Raw genomic sequence first — 14,868 nt, forward strand, 5'->3', positions numbered from 1 at the left:
TGGCGGCCCCGCGTGATTGAGGAGCCCGACATGATCCGCAAACCATGGCCTTTCCTGTCGTCGTACCAGGAGCGTACCGCCACCGGCGACTCCACCGTGCCCGCCGTCTCCGTGCAGGACGACATCGCGGCCGATGCCCCGGCACGGTCGGCGGTGCGCCCGCGCATCCGCGCCGCGCACCTCGTCATGGTGAACACGCAGGCCTCCCTGGGCGCATCGGCCCAGGCGTCGCACTGCCCGGGCTGACGGCCTCGCCCTGCGCAGAGCCCGCCGTGCCGCGGACGGCCCCGCGCCTGGCAGGATGCCGTGCGCGCCCCGCGGGCTTCAACCGCGGCCTACGAACGGCATCTTGGTGGCCATCACCGTGTGGAACAGCACATTGGCCTCCAGCGGAAGATCCGCCATGTAGAGCACCGATTTCGCCACGATGCCCACGTCCATCAGCGGCTCGGCGGCGATCGCACCGTGGGCCTGCTGCACGCCCTGGGTCATGCGCTGCGCCAGCTCGGTGCCCGCATTGCCGACGTCGATCTGGCCCACGGCGATGTCGTACTTGCGGCCATCCAGCGAGGCCGTCTTGGTGAGCCCCATCACCGCGTGCTTGGTGGCCGTGTAAGCGATCGAGTTCGGGCGCGGCGCATGGGCCGAGATCGACCCGTTGTTGATGATGCGCCCGCCCCGCGGGCTCTGCGACTTCATCACCCGGAACGCCTGCCGCAGGCAATAGAACATGCCGTTCAGGTTAATGTCCACCACCCGCCGCCATTCCTCCAGCGGCAGATCCTCCAGCGGCACCGCCGGCGCGCCCGTGCCGGCGTTGTTGAACAGCAGGTCCACCCGCCCGAAGCGTTCCACCGCGGTGTCGAACAGGTGCTCCACCGCCTGCGGGTCGGCCACGTCGGTGGGCACCGCGAGCGCCCGCTGACCCGCCCCGCTCTCCTGCGCCACTGCCTCCAGCAGCGCTGCGCGTCGCCCGGCGAGCACCACCGACCAGCCCGCGCCCAGCAGCGCCAGCGCCGCCGCGCGGCCGATACCCGAGCCCGCGCCCGTGACCACCGCGATGCGCGGTGCGTTCGTCGAATCCATCGTCATCATTGCGTTTCCGTCATCGGCGGGACTTGCCGCCCCGGTTCGCCGCACCCGCGCGGCGCCCGGAGCCCTTGGCGGGGGCCTTGCGGGGCAACGCGGGGACCACGTCCTGCGAACGGGTCGGCTGCTGCTTCTGCGACGCCTTGCCGCGCGCCTTGCGCCCGCGGGACTCCGGCGACGCACCATCCGCGGCAGTGTTGCCGTCGCCGGCCTCGCGCCCGCCGCGGCTGCGCCCGCTGCGTGCCGCGGCCTGCAGTTCGTCGCCTTCGCGCACCAGGCGGAAGTCGATCCGGCGGCCGTCCAGGTCCACGCGGCTCACCTGTACCCGCACCCGCGTGCCGATCGCATAGCGGATGCCGGTGCGCTCGCCGCGCAGCTCCTGGCGCGCCTCGTCGAACTTGAAGTACTCGCCCCCGAGTTCGGTGATGTGCACCAGGCCTTCGACGTACATCGCGTCCAGCGTCACGAAGATGCCGAAGCTGGTCGCCGCCGTGACCAGGCCGCTGAATTCCTCGCCCAGGTGCTCACGCATGTACTTGCACTTGAGCCAGGCTTCCACGTCACGGCTCGCCTCGTCCGCGCGGCGCTCGTTGGCGCTGCAGTGCAGGCCGGCGGCCTCCCAGGCCTGCACCTCGCGGGCCGCCGAGGCAGACAGCGGCTTGCGCGGCTGCTGGGTGGGCGCCGGCACGCGCGCGGCCAGGCGCTTTGCGAGCTTGGCATGGGCCTCGCCCGGTATGGGGAGGGCCGGCAGGCGGTATTTGGTCTGGCCCAGGATCGCCTTGATGACGCGGTGCACCAGCAGATCGGGATAGCGCCGGATCGGGCTGGTGAAGTGCGTGTAGGCCTCGTACGCCAGACCGAAGTGGCCGCTGTTGGTCGGCGTGTAGATGGCCTGCTGCATCGAGCGCAGCAGCATCGTGTGGATCTGCTGCGCGTCCGGCCGCTCCTTCGTCGCCTCCGCGATGGCCTGGAAGTCGCCGGGCTTCGGATCGTCGCCGATCGTCATGCCGACACCCATGGCCTTCAGGTAGTTGCGCAGGATCTCCTGCTTCTCCGGCGTGGGTCCCTCGTGCACCCGGAACAGCCCCGGCTGCCCGCCCTGCGCGATGAAGTCGGCGCTGCACACGTTGGCCGCGAGCATCGCCTCCTCGATCAGCCGGTGGGCATCGTTGCGCGTGCGCGGCACGATCTTCTCGATGCGGCCGTTGTCGTCGCAGACGATCTGCGTCTCGGTGGTCTCGAAATCCACCGCGCCGCGCTCGTGCCGCGACGACAGCAGCGCGCGGTACACGTCGTGCAGGTTCAGCAGGTCCTGCACGCGGGCGCGGCGCTTCGTCGCCTCGGGGCCGCGCGTGTTCGCGAGGATCGCCGCCACTTCCGTATAGGTGAAGCGCGCGTGGCTGAACATCACCGCCGGGTAGAACTGGTAGGCATGCACATCGCCCTTGGCGGTGACGAGCATGTCGCAGACCATGCACAGGCGCTCCACCTCGGGGTTGAGCGAGCACAGGCCGTTGGAGAGCTTCTCCGGCAGCATCGGGATCACGCGGCGCGGGAAATACACGCTGGTGGCGCGGTCGTACGCGTCCACGTCGATCGCGCTGCCCGTCTCCACGTAGTGGCTCACGTCGGCGATGGCGACCAGCAGGCGCCAGCCCTTGGCGCGGCCGACCTTGGCGGGTTCGCAATAGACGGCATCGTCGAAATCGCGCGCATCCTCGCCGTCGATGGTGACGAGCGGCACGTCCGTCAGGTCGACGCGCTGGCGCTTGTCCTGGGCGCGCACCTTGTCCGGCAGCGCCTTGGCCTGGGCCAGCGCCTCCTGCGAGAACTCGTGCGGCACGCCGTACTTGCGCACGGCGATCTCGATCTCCATGCCGGGATCGTCCACCTCGCCGAGCACTTCCTTCACGCGGCCCACCGGCTGGCCGAACAGGGCCGGCGGCTCGGTCAGCTCCACCACGACCACCTGCCCCACCTTCGCCGCGCCCGTGGCGCCCTTGGGAATCAGCACGTCCTGGCCGTAGCGCTTGTCTTCCGGCGCGACCAGCCAGACGCCGCTTTCCTGCAGCAGCCGGCCGATGATCGGGTGCTGGGGGCGTTCGATGATCTCGACGATGCGGCCCTCGGGCCGGCCTCGCCGGTCGTGGCGGGCGATGCGCACGCGCACGCGGTCCTTGTGCAGCACCGCGCGCATCTCGTTCGCGGGAATGTAGATGTCGGCGTCGCCGTCATCGCGCTGCACGAATCCATGACCGTCGCGGTGGCCCTGCACGCTGCCTTCGATTTCGTCATCGGCCTGCGCGACGTTTGCTTCGGTCTTCGTTTTTTTGATATACAATCTGAGTCTTTCCTGAAATGCCCAGGTGGCGGAATTGGTAGACGCACTAGTTTCAGGTACTAGCGAGTAACATCGTGGAGGTTCGAGTCCTCTCCTGGGCACCAAGTTTAACGAGAACCAGACCGGTTTTCGGCAATCCGGCCGCTTCGTTTTCGAAGCGGCTTTTTTGTTTCCGCACCCGGCTGCTCAGGGCGGCCGAAGGCCCTCTGCACTGGCTACGCAGTTTTTTTCGAAAAATTTGCGGATCCGGCCGAAGTGCCCGAAATCCTCGCTATAATTCGAGGATTCCTGAGATGCCCAGGTGGCGGAATTGGTAGACGCACTAGTTTCAGGTACTAGCGAGTAACATCGTGGAGGTTCGAGTCCTCTCCTGGGCACCAAAATTTGAAAAAGCCGCTGTTTCGACAGCGGCTTTTTTTTTCGCCCGTTCGGGCGGTCCGCAGGCACGGCACAGCCCAGTGCATGCACGCTGCATGCGCAGCGGCCCGGGAGGGGGGCAGCCCGCGTGGGGCCTGCGATCTCCGGCGTCACGCCCCACCCCCTGCCCGCCCTCTCGATCAACGCTGCCCGGTGCATCCGTCCACCGGACAGCCCGCCACCCCGCCGCGCTACCGCTCGGCAGAAATGACAAGAGCCGCAGGGCGGACCGTGCGGCTCTTGGAATGTCCCGCCACCCAGGGCGCGGGCCATGGCGAGGGCTGGGCGACGCCGCAGCCCTCCGGATCGACCCTCAACCCTTCAGCAATGCCTTGAGCGCCTGCTGCAGGCGGCGGGCGTTGCCCGGCTCGCTCGGGCTGGCCAGCACGCGCGCGGTGTCCTGGGCCCAGGTCTGGGCGGGCTGGGGATCGTTGCGGCGCGTGAGCAGCTGCAACTGCAGCGCACGGCGCGCGGACAATTGCTCGGCCGGCGTCGGCACCTCGGCCGCCATCTCCAGGCGCAGCAGCGCTTCGGAGGCGTCGCCCGACGGGCCGGCCGACACGGCCTGCGCCCACGAGGAACGCACACCCGCCGGCACCCGCGAACCCAGCTCCTGTGCCGACGGCAGCTGCGCGGCATCGCGCTTCTCCCACGCCGCGAGCAGCTGGGTCAGCGCTTCGCCGTGCGCCTGGGCCGCCAGGCGCCGCAGCGCGGCCTGGGCATGCTCCTGCGCTTCGCGCTGCGCGCGGAACGCCGCATCGCCGAGGCGCGGGCCGCGGGGCTGCATGTCCCGATCACCGAAGCGGTCGCCGAAACGTCCGCCGCGGTCGCCGCCGTCGCGTCCGTCCCGGGCATCGCGGCCCGGACGGCCATCCCTGCGGTCGCGCTCGCCCGGACGTCCCGGGCGGCCAGCGGCTGCGGGCACGTCACGCTTGGCGCCGGGCCGGTCGTCGCCGCGCACGGCCACCACGGGACGCGCGGGCTTGGGAGCCGGCGCGGCCGGTGCCGGAGCGGCGTCGGCGTCGGCCTGCGGCGCTTCGCCGCCTTCGGCAGCCGCATCGGCCGGAGCCGTTGGCGCGGCCGCATCGCGCGCAGCCGGAGCGGCGGCATCGGCACCGCTGCCGGCACGCGCCGCGGCGGCGCTTTCCTGCTGTGCCTGCGCCTGGCCGCGCACGGCAGCCTCCAGGGCCGCGAGCGCTGCCCGGATCTGCTGCACGTCGCCGGACGCATTGGCCTGTTCGACGGCCTTGGAAGCTTCCAGCACGGCACGGTCGTGCGCACTGGCCTCTCCCGCCGTCTTGTGGCGGTCGGCCGATTTGCGGTTGAAGGCTTCGTCGATCGGCTTGCGGAAGGCATCCCAGAGCTTCTGCTCGTGCTTGCGGTCGAGCGGCACGGACTGGGCCTCGGCCTGCCAGCGCTGCTGCAGGCCCTTCACCGCGTCGATGCGCAGCACGGGCGCGGCGCCGAGCGCGGTCGCCTCTTCGATCATCGCGTGGCGGCGCGCCAGGCTTTCCTTCTGAGCGGTTTCCAGCGGAGCGGCCGCGGCGGAGAAGGCCTGCTTCCACTGCGGCTGCAGCTCGGCATACACCTTCTCGTTCACGTGGCCGCCTTCGCGCCAGCGGTCGGAGAACTGGTGCAGCGCGCGGTTCACCTGCTTCCAGTCGCGCTCTGCACCGCCTTCGGCCTGCGCGGCCGTCCAGGCCTGCAGTTCCTGGATGAGGGCGAGCCGCTGGCCCTTGTGCTCGGCCGCGTCGGCGCGCACCTTCTCGAGCCAGGCCTCGACCACCTTGTGCGCGGCGTTGCAGGCTTCGTCGAATTTCTTCCAGAGCGCATGGTTGGCCTGGCCGCCCTGGTCGGTCTGCTTCCACTGTTCACGCAGCTGGCGCAGGCTCTCCTGGATCTTGCGGCCGCCCAGGGCCTGGCCCTCGGGGCGCTTGAGCAGCCCTTCGGCCTTGGCCACGAGTTCCTCGCGCACCTGGTCGGCGCTCCAGCGCTGCCAGCCCTGCAGTTCGCCCGCCGCGATCAGCGCGGTGTGCACGTCGTGTTCCAGCGCGCCGTCGATGTGGCGGCCGTGCTGCTTGAGCACCGTGCGCAGCGCGGTGGCGGCGCCCGCGGACGCCTTGCCGTGGCCCTGCGCCGTTTCTTCCTGCAGCTTCGCGAGCGCGGCACGCACGGCCTGTTCGGCCTTCTCGCGGACGGCGGGATCGGTCTTCACGGCCGGGCGCGCGGCAGGCGCGGGCGCGGCACCGGCGGCCGCACTGTCGACCATCGGTTCTCCGCCACGCGCGACGCGCAGCTCTTCCGCCCATACGGGCACGGGCGGCAGCGGCGCCTCGGGGTTCTCGGCCGCGGCGGCGGCCTGCGCGATGGCGGGCTGGAAGGCGCCCCACACCACCAGCAGCTGGGTGCGCGAGGCTTCGAGCTGGGGCGGGAAGCGGGCCTCGACGCTCGGCCAGGCGGGATCGCCCGACAGCTCGTCGGCCTGCTGCTGCCAGCGCTCCACGTCGGCACGCAGCGCTTCCAGCGCGGCCTGCGCGTCGCGCCAGGGCTTGGTGGAGAGCACGTCGATGCGCTGGGCGAGCAGCACGGCCGCCTCGCGCTGGACCTGCACGCGGTGCTGCAGGTCCTCGATGACCTTCATGCGCTCGGCCAGGCGGGCCTTCAGCGATGCCAGCGGCTCGCGCGAGAGCGGCGCGCCGGCCTTGGCGGCGTCGCGCTGCCAGGCGAGCGCGTCGGCGATGTGGAAACGAGAGGCGTCGAGCAGCGCGGTCGCCTTGTCGGCCCATTCGGCGGCGATCGCTTCCTGGCCCTTGGCGCGGCGGATCTCGTCGAGGCGCTCGCGCACGGCGCGCGCGGCGCCCTTGTCGCGGCCGCTCAGCTCCTTGAACACTTCCTGCAACTGCTCGGGGGTTGGCTGGGTGGCCAGCCAGTCGCGGATGCGCGAGGCGCGTTCGCCCGACGTGGCGGCGGAAAAGGCCCCGCCCGTCAACGCGTCCAGCGGGTGCGGCTCGGAAGCTTTGGCCGGGGCCGGGGTCACTTCAGGGGCGTCAGACATTTTGTTGCGAGAAGAAAAAGGAAACATGGTTCTGGTCAGGAGGGGCAGGTGCCGGCGGCACCAGCGCCCGCACGCCGGACCATGGCCCGGCGAATCGTCGAAGTCGCTATTTTGGCCCGGTTTTGACTACCGGCCCGTCGAGACGGTCAGCGCGGCCGGGAAACTCCGTCCGCAAGGCTTCCCATATGGGGCGCGAAACGCACGCTGCAACCGCTTCGGAGCGACCGGCGACGGCGGCACCGGGACGTCCGTCCATGCAGCATACGACAGTCCCGCGCCGCCCGGGTTCCGTTGCGCGCCCTGCCCCCGTCCGTGCTTCGAAAACTCAGCGCGCCTCCAGCGAGAGCTCGGCCCGCGGCGCCGCGCGGGCCGGCGCTGCGTCGTCCACGCGCGGCGCGGCCACGAACAGCCGCTCCAAAGGGATGCCGTCCTGCGCGAGCCGGTCGCGCACGGCCACGGCGCGCGCCTGGGCCAGCTCCCGCAACGCTCCGGCCGGCATGCGGATCTGTGCGAGCAGCAGCGCCTCCATCTCGGCGGGCGGAATGTCGCGGGCGAGTCCCAGGAGGTTGCGGGGCTTGGGAAAATCGGCGCGCCGGTAGAGCTCGCGCAGACCGTCGGCCTGCGCTGCGGGCCGCGTTCCCGCTCCGGGAGCGGCATCCCGCGCGGTGTCCGCGGCCGCCTGCGCGGCGGCTCCGCCGGCAGCCCGGCCGGCGGAGCGCCGCTGCAGCACCTGCTGTCCCTGGGCGCGCAGGCGCTCGCGCTTCCAGCCCTCCTCTTCACCGTCGGCCGATGCGTGGCCGGTCACGGTCAGGCGGAGCGCAGGCCGGTCGCGCAGGGAGCGCGCGACCTTCTCCAGCCCTTCCAGGGCGGCGGCATCCAGTTCGGCGCTGCCGGGCGCGAATACCACCGCGCCCTGCTCCGCCGATCCGCCACCGAAGGCGTTCGCCAGCAGCGTGAAGGGTGAGGTCACGGCCTTCAGTACCAGGCTGCCCACCGCCCGCAGGATGACCGGCCCCAGACTGAACTGCGGGTCGTTGAGCGATCCGCTGATGGGCAGGTCGAGATCGATCACGCCGTTGCGATCGGCGAGCAGCGCGGCCGCGAGCCGCACCGGCAGGCTGGCGGGCGCGCCCTCCACCGGTTCGCCGAACACGAGCTGCTGCAGCACGAGCCGATTGCCGGCCGTGAGCTGGCCGTCGGGCAGCACGGTGTAGCGCACGTCCATGCCCAGCTTGCCGCGTTCGATGCCGTGCCCGACGTATTTGACGGCATAGGGCGAGAGCGGCGGCAGGTCCAGATCGCGCACCCGGCCCTGGATGTCGAGCGCGATCGGCTTCGCCAGCGGATTGAGCCGCCCGGAGACCTGCAGCGACGCGGAACCCTGCACCCGGCCGGCCAGTTCCAGTTCCGCCATGTCCGGCGCCGCGCCATCCGCCGGGGGCTCGGACGAGAAGGCGCCCAGCCGGCCGGCCAATTCGCTGAGATCGGCGGAATAGTTGGGCTCGATGAAATAGTCGGTGAAACGCACGGAACCGGCGGACAGCACGACCGGGCCGAAACGCAGCACGGGTTTCGGCCCGGCGGCAGGTGCTGTGGCCGGCTCCGTGCCGGCCGCGGCCGCGGATTCCACCGGCGCACCGGCCGCGCGCGCCCGTCCCGCAGCCTGGGCGCGGGCGGCGGCCTGCGCGGTGCCGGCGGTCGCCGCCGGATCGCGCGTGAGGTCCTGCAGGTTGAGCCGCCCGTTCTTCTGCAGCACGATGCGCGCGAAGAACTCCCGCAGCGCCGTCTCGCGCACGTCCAGGCGCACGGGGCTGCCCGGCGCCATGCGCCAGTCCAGGCCCTGCAGGGCCAGATTGCGCCAGCGCAGCAGGTCCTCGCCGCGCTCGGCGGCAGCGGCCGGCAGGCCCTCGGCGGCCGGCGGTATCGCGCGCACGCGCACCTCGTCGAGGGCCGCATTGCCCCGCGCCGATGCCACCGCGCCCGACGCGCCCGACGCATAGCGCACCTCGCCGTCGAACCCCGCTTCGGCACGCGCGACATGCACGTTCAGCCAGGGGGCGACATACGGCTCCAGCACATGCAGCGGCAGGCGCCGCGCCTGCAGTCGCCCCTGCACGCCCACGGGCGCCAGGGACAGGCTGCCTTCGTAGGACAGCCGGCCCGGGGCGCGCCGCCCGGCCTCCCAATCCGCGGACAGCGACAACTGCACGGGTGCCGCGCCAGTGGCGCTTGCCGCGGGCGGGCCGGCGGGCCAGGCCAGGCCCCGGGCCCGCAGTGCGATGGCCGACCATTGCAACTGCACGGGCGCCGTCGCCGACGGCACCGCATCGCGCAACGCCACGGTCCCGTCCGCCACGGCCGCGTCGTCCACGCGCACCGACCAGGGCGCCGCCGCTGCGCCGGGCACCGCGGCCGTGCGGGAGGTCTCCGCCGTGCCGGCGGCAGGGGCGGGCCCGCCAGGGGCACGCACCGCCCAGCCGTCGAACATCCACCGGCCCGACGCATCGCGTTCCACGCGCACCTTCGGCGCCGTGGCCAGGAAGCGCCCCACGGATGCGGTCCGGGCGGTGAGGTGCACCACGGCATCCTCCACCTCCAGCCGGTCCGCCTGCGCCCAGACGCCCGGCGCGCCGCCCGGTCCTTCCTTCGCCGCCTCATCCGAGGGAGCGCCCGGCGTGCCGTTGGCCGCCACTGCCGAAGGAAGGCCACAGCGGCCCCCGTCCCCGCACGACAACACCATCCTGTCGACCGAGAGCCGCGCGAGCCGGGCCACCACGGCGCCGGTCGCATGGTTCCAGGCGATGCCGGCGTCGGCATCGGCCGCGCCCCGCAATTGCGGGGCGAACGCGGCAGCCAGGTAGCCGTCGAACGCCGCCAGCGGCAACCCGCGCAGCGAGGCGGCCACCTGCCCCCGGTCCGGCCAGGCCGTGCCCTCGATGCCCAGCGTGGCCGGGACCGCCTTGCGGGCATCCGATGGGGTTGCAGGGGATGCCAGCCGGGCCCGCGCGGCGAACGGCAGGCCGCCCTTCCAGGGCCAGGCCAGGGAGGAGGCCCTGGCGCTCACCGCTTCCAGCGCCAGCGCGACGGGGCGCCCGGTGCTGTCGTCGCGCCAGGCCACGCTTCCGCCCTGTACCGCGGCACGGTCGACCACCACCTGCCATGCCGGGGCCGCCGTCTTCTCGGGCATGGTGGCCGCGCCATGGCCGCGGCGCGCCGCCCCGGCCCAGTCGAGTCGGCCGCCTGCATCGCGGTGCAGCGCGATGCGGGGGGACGTCCATTGCACCGAGGCCAGGTGCGCCCGGCGCTGCAGCGGCTCGATCGACAGGGCCTGCACTTCGAGCGACTCGAATGCCAGGGGGGCCGCGCCTGCCGGCCCTTCGAGCCGCGCCCCCGACACGCGGGCGCGGCCGCTGACGGCCAGCCGCGGCACCTCACCCTGCCCGAAATCCAGCGCCAGGTCGGCGTCGAGCTGGCCCGCGAGCGGTCGCATCGGAGCGCCGTCCGGCCAGTAGGCCTGCAGCGGCGACAGGTCCAGGCCCTGCACCTTCAGCCGTGCCCGCGCCTGCCGGTCTTCGGCGAACGGCGTGGCTTCGGCACGGGATTCGAAGCGGCTGCCATCCAGCGTGAAGGCGAGTTGCGGCGTGACGGTGGCCTGCCGGTCGGCGGGCAGATTGCTCAGAAACGGCAGGCCGACGTCGAGCCCGCGCAGCGCATGCGACTGCCCCGTGCCGCGGTCGGCGAAATCGATCGAACCGTCGCGCAGCCGCAGGTTGTAGAGGGCGAAACGGGCGCCGCTCCCGCCTTCCCGCGCGCCCGCCTTCTCGGAGGCCGCAGCCCATCGCCGCAGCAGGTCGTCGACGTCGAAACGGCCGTCCTTCTCCCGCACCAGCCGCAGCTGCGGTGCATCCACCTCCACCGCGTCCAGCACCGGCCCCAGGCGCACCAGGGACTGCAGCTCCATATCTATATAGATACGCCGAATCTCCACCTGGGGAGGCGCGCCTGGCGAAGCCGCGGCCAGGGATACGTCGTGCAGGAGGAGCTCCAGCGTCCAGGGCCTGAATTCCACTTTGCCGACCGTGGCGGTGCGGCCCCAGGTGTGCATGGCCCAGCGCTCGATGCCCATGCGCACGAGCGTCGGCACGGCGAGCCACGCCAGCGCCCACACGGCCAGCACCACGGCCAGGCCGGCGCCCGGCCAGCGCAGTGCCGCCACTGCTGCGGAGCGGCCGCGTGGCGGGCCTTCCGGCTTCTTCATCCCGTTGCGCTTGCGCGATCTCCAGTGCATGCCCGGATTGCAGCAGATGCAGGGCCTGTAAAGATGTAACGGAGCGCAAAAAAGAAAGCCCGGCAGGGCCAGGAAGGCTCTGCCGGGCTTGACGGCTGACGCAACGGTCCTTTGCCATCGTTTTTGCACCATGGAGGTTGAAGGTCCATGGGGCAGGAGGCAAGGTATTGCCTCCAAGGGTTTGCCGTGGAAGTTTCTTCCTGCCCTGCCGGGGCACTGCATGCCCATGGCCGGTGGTTTCCGCTTCGTCCGGCGATGCCTGATCGATGTCAGACGCCTCCAATTTAACGAATCCCGGGCGCCACGCCAAGCGAATTTTGCAATGGTCTTGCCGGCCGCGATTGCGCCAGACTTTCGCGGCGTGACCAGCGTCATTACGGCGTCACAGTCAAGGTGTTACAAGGTTCGTAAAAACCCCCAAAACTGTGTTTGCATCCATATTTTTTAGAATAAATTGATCTAACGAATAGCCTCCTTAGTGTTGACCTGGCATTTGGCGGCCTCCTAGAATCCGCCAGCTTCAAAACCCGAGGCTGAACACGCTCACCATCGCTGCCGAATCCGGCGCACCGGGTCCCCCACTCCGCCCTGCTGCGGAGATGTCCTGTGGGGATCTTGATGGCGAACCCATCCAGGCGAGATGCCTGGCACGGAGGGCCCCGCAGGGACCTCCGCAACAGGCCTCGACTCAGAAAGGAAGAGCTATGACGGCGTCAGGAACGGTGATCGGCGGGGTACAGACCTTCGCATCCGATGTGATCGACGGTTTCCTCGAAATCACCCACAGCGGCTTCGCGCTCGTCGGTCTGGCGGTCGCGTTCGGCGCGATCACGCTGACCGCACGGCCGGACCTCCGGCAGGCCGGCGAGGAAGAGCTGCGCAGCTGGCTGCAGGCGCGCCAGGTGGCGACAGTGGGCATGCCCCTGGAGCCCGAGGCCAGCGAACGCGCCACGGCCACGAACCCGAAGGATCTGCCGAAGGAGCAGGCGTCCGTGGCCTTCTGGCTCAGCAAGAAATACCGCGTCGCCCCCGAGCCGCTGGCCGCGCTGGTGGCCGAGGCCTACGAGATCGGCGGCCGCACGAAGCTCGACCCCACGCTGATCCTGGCGATCATGGCCGTGGAGTCGAGCTTCAACCCCTTCGCGCAGAGCGCGGTGGGCGCCCAGGGCCTGATGCAGGTCATGACCCGGGTACACACCGACAAGTACGACCACTTCGGCGGACATCTCGCCGCGTTCGATCCGGTGAGCAACCTGCGCGTCGGCGTGCGCGTGCTGCAGGAATGCATCGCACGCGCCGGCTCGATCGAAGGCGGGCTGCGCTACTACGTGGGCGCGGCCAACCTGGCCGACGACGGCGGCTACGCGATCAAGGTGATGGCCGAGCACATGCGCCTGCGCCAGGTGGCCAACGGCCGCAACGTGCCCATCTTCACGCCGCCGCCCGCTCCCGCGGCGCCTGCGGCCCCCCCGATGCTCTCGACCCAGGCCCCCGCCCAGACCGTGCCCGCCAAGGCCTCCGGCACCGCCGATGCAGCGCCCACCGCCGCGGAGGACAAGGTGGCCCTGCTCTCGCCCGCGACCTGATCCGCCGCCCGGGCCGGACCGCCGCGCAGCGCATGGTGCGCAGCGCGGACTGCTCCTCGGGCAGGCGGGCCTGCATGCCATGCCGCCCCCCCCTGCCGTCCGGTACACTCGAGGGGTACGCGACTGGCGATAGGCGCGGCGCATCCCGCACGGGCGGGCGCCGCCGCTGACGTGGAATCCGGCAGGCCCTTTTCCGTCCTGCGAACCACTGGGAAGCGTGCCGCACGGGCTGCAGGGCCCGCTGTGTTCCGCCGTTCGCCTGGGCAGCCCTTGTTTTCCAAGGGACACCATTCACAGGACTGCCACGCCATGTACCAACGCAACATCCTCGTCGAGCAAACCGATCCCGAAGTGTGGGCCGCCATCCAGGCCGAGAACGTCCGCCAGGAACAGCACATCGAACTGATCGCGAGCGAGAACTACGCCTCGCCCGCCGTCATGGCCGCCCAGGGTTCGCAGCTCACCAACAAGTACGCCGAAGGCTATCCCGGCAAGCGCTACTACGGCGGCTGCGAGAACGTCGACGTGGTCGAGCAGCTCGCCATCGACCGCGTGAAGCAGCTCTTCGGTGCCGAGGCCGCCAACGTGCAGCCCAACTCCGGCTCGCAGGCCAACCAGGCCGTGCTGCTCGCCTTCCTGAAGCCCGGCGACACCATCCTCGGCATGAGCCTGGCCGAAGGCGGCCACCTCACGCACGGCATGCCCCTCAACATGAGCGGCAAGTGGTTCAACATCGTCTCCTACGGCCTGAACGAGAAGGAAGAGATCGACTACGACGCGCTGGAAGCCAAGGCCCGCGAGCACAAGCCCAAGCTGATCATCGCCGGTGCCTCCGCCTACAGCCTGCGCATCGATTTCGAGCGCTTCGCGAAGATCGCCAAGGAAATCGGCGCGATCCTGTGGGTGGACATCGCCCACTACGCCGGCCTCGTGGTGGCGGGCGTGTACCCCAACCCGGTGCCGCATGCCGACGTGGTGACGTCCACCACCCACAAGAGCCTGCGCGGCCCGCGTGGCGGCATCATCCTGATGAAGGCCGAGCACGAGAAGGCGATCAACTCCGCCATCTTCCCGGGCCTGCAGGGCGGCCCCCTCGAGCACGTGATCGCCGCCAAGGCCGTGGCCTTCAAGGAAGCGCTCACGCCCGAGTTCAAGGCCTACCAGGAGCAGGTCGCGAAGAACGCCAAGGTGTTCGCCGAGACGCTGATCGAACGCGGCCTGCGCATCATCAGCGGCCGCACGGAAAGCCACGTCATGCTGGTGGACCTGCGCGCCAAGGGCATCACCGGCAAGGCGGCCGAAGCGGCCCTGGGCCAGGCACACATCACCATCAACAAGAACTCGATCCCGAACGACCCGGAAAAGCCGATGGTGACCAGCGGCATCCGCGTGGGCACGCCCGCGATCACGACGCGCGGCTTCAAGGAAGAAGAGACGCGCATCACCGCGAACCTGCTGGCCGACGTGCTGGAGAACCCGAACGACGAAGCCAACCTGGCCGCCGTGCGCGAGAAGGTGCACGCGCTCACGAGCCGCTTCCCGGTCTACCGCTGACCGCCACGCAGCCCCGAGACCGCCCGCCGCCACGATGAAGTGCCCGTTCTGCAGCCACCCCGACACGCAGGTCGTCGAAACGCGCGTGGCCGAGGACGGGGACTTCGTGCGGCGGCGCCGGCAGTGCGGGGCCTGCGACAAGCGCTTCACGACCTATGAGCGCCCGGAAGTCAGCTTCCCCAACGTGGTGAAGAAGGACGGCCGGCGCATCGAATACGACCGCAGCAAGCTCATCGGCTCGTTCAGCATCGCGCTGCGCAAGCGGCCGGTGAGCACCACCCAGATCGACAGCGCCATCGAGCGCATCGAGGAAAAGCTGCTCAACCTCGGACAGCGCGAAGTGCTCTCCAGCCGCATCGGCGAGCTGGTGATGCGCGAACTCAAGAAGCTCGACAAGGTGGCCTACATCCGCTTCGCGAGCGTGTACCGCAGCTTCGAGGACATCGACGAATTCCGCGCACTGGTGGACGAAGTGCGCAAGTAGCCTGTCCCCTCTCCCCGGTGCCGGCGGCGCCCTCCCCTTGCCTACCGCTCATTC

Annotated in this window: 8 protein-coding genes, 2 tRNA genes and 1 riboswitch; of the genes, 6 read left to right on the forward strand and 4 right to left on the reverse strand. The window is 70.8% G+C overall.

The annotated features are described in order from the left end of the window. Positions 1-30 precede the first annotated feature (30 nt). A complete protein-coding gene (locus Q9R47_RS08670) occupies positions 31-246 on the forward strand; it encodes a hypothetical protein (protein WP_311232805.1) in 216 nt (71 codons plus the stop codon). Positions 247-324: 78 nt separating this feature from the next. Here Q9R47_RS08670 and Q9R47_RS08675 read toward each other — a convergent pair whose 3' ends face one another. Both Q9R47_RS08675 and rnr read right to left on the reverse strand, forming a co-directional pair. Next, complete coding sequence (locus tag Q9R47_RS08675; protein WP_311232806.1) at positions 325-1,092, reverse strand: SDR family oxidoreductase; 768 nt, start codon at positions 1,090-1,092, stop codon at positions 325-327. A gap of 13 nt (positions 1,093-1,105) precedes the next feature. Then, on the reverse strand, positions 1,106-3,430 hold the full coding sequence (rnr, locus tag Q9R47_RS08680; RefSeq protein WP_311232807.1) for a ribonuclease R: 2,325 nt from the start codon (positions 3,428-3,430) through the stop codon (positions 1,106-1,108). Between the two features lie 19 nt (positions 3,431-3,449). Here rnr and Q9R47_RS08685 point away from each other — a divergent pair. Both Q9R47_RS08685 and Q9R47_RS08690 read left to right on the forward strand, forming a co-directional pair. Then, a tRNA-Leu gene (locus Q9R47_RS08685) sits at positions 3,450-3,534 on the forward strand. A 191-nt stretch (positions 3,535-3,725) separates the two neighbouring features. Then, a tRNA-Leu gene (locus Q9R47_RS08690) sits at positions 3,726-3,810 on the forward strand. Between the two features lie 350 nt (positions 3,811-4,160). Here Q9R47_RS08690 and Q9R47_RS08695 read toward each other — a convergent pair. Together Q9R47_RS08695 and Q9R47_RS08700 are read right to left on the reverse strand one after the other, a co-directional pair. Beyond that, entirely contained in the window at positions 4,161-6,929 is a 2,769-nt protein-coding gene (locus Q9R47_RS08695; RefSeq protein WP_311232808.1) for a DUF349 domain-containing protein, read from the reverse strand. 298 nt (positions 6,930-7,227) lie between these two features. Continuing rightward, positions 7,228-11,190 carry a DUF748 domain-containing protein gene (locus tag Q9R47_RS08700; RefSeq protein WP_311232809.1) on the reverse strand — a complete coding sequence of 1,321 codons (3,963 nt, stop codon included), beginning with the start codon at positions 11,188-11,190 and terminating at the stop codon, positions 7,228-7,230. Between the two features lie 704 nt (positions 11,191-11,894). On the opposite strand from Q9R47_RS08700, the gene Q9R47_RS08705 reads away from it, so the two are divergent. From Q9R47_RS08705 to nrdR, 3 genes are all read left to right on the forward strand, one after another. Beyond that, on the forward strand, positions 11,895-12,776 hold the full coding sequence (locus Q9R47_RS08705) for a lytic transglycosylase domain-containing protein (RefSeq protein WP_311232810.1): 882 nt from the start codon (positions 11,895-11,897) through the stop codon (positions 12,774-12,776). A gap of 109 nt (positions 12,777-12,885) precedes the next feature. Further along, positions 12,886-13,048: riboswitch (ZMP/ZTP riboswitch) on the forward strand. Positions 13,049-13,085: 37 nt separating this feature from the next. After that, on the forward strand, positions 13,086-14,330 hold the full coding sequence (glyA, locus tag Q9R47_RS08710) for a serine hydroxymethyltransferase (protein ID WP_311232811.1): 1,245 nt from the start codon (positions 13,086-13,088) through the stop codon (positions 14,328-14,330). Positions 14,331-14,364: 34 nt separating this feature from the next. Next, on the forward strand, positions 14,365-14,814 hold the full coding sequence (gene nrdR, locus Q9R47_RS08715) for a transcriptional regulator NrdR (protein ID WP_311232812.1): 450 nt from the start codon (positions 14,365-14,367) through the stop codon (positions 14,812-14,814). The last annotated feature ends 54 nt before the right edge of the window (positions 14,815-14,868 follow it).

Source organism: Acidovorax sp. PRC11, from assembly GCF_031844105.1.
Lineage (GTDB): Bacteria > Pseudomonadota > Gammaproteobacteria > Burkholderiales > Burkholderiaceae_C > Paracidovorax.

Bases quoted from the DNA above. Each gene is read 5' to 3' on its own strand.
- Q9R47_RS08670 (WP_311232805.1), top strand. From the start codon at position 31: ATGATCCGCAAACCATGGCCTTTCCTGTCGTCGTACCAGGAGCGTACC.
- Q9R47_RS08675 (WP_311232806.1), bottom strand. From the start codon at position 1,092: ATGACGATGGATTCGACGAACGCACCGCGCATCGCGGTGGTCACGGGC.
- Q9R47_RS08695 (WP_311232808.1), bottom strand. From the start codon at position 6,929: ATGTTTCCTTTTTCTTCTCGCAACAAAATGTCTGACGCCCCTGAAGTG.
- Q9R47_RS08700 (WP_311232809.1), bottom strand. From the start codon at position 11,190: ATGCACTGGAGATCGCGCAAGCGCAACGGGATGAAGAAGCCGGAAGGC.
- Q9R47_RS08705 (WP_311232810.1), top strand. From the start codon at position 11,895: ATGACGGCGTCAGGAACGGTGATCGGCGGGGTACAGACCTTCGCATCC.
- glyA (WP_311232811.1), top strand. From the start codon at position 13,086: ATGTACCAACGCAACATCCTCGTCGAGCAAACCGATCCCGAAGTGTGG.
- nrdR (WP_311232812.1), top strand. From the start codon at position 14,365: ATGAAGTGCCCGTTCTGCAGCCACCCCGACACGCAGGTCGTCGAAACG.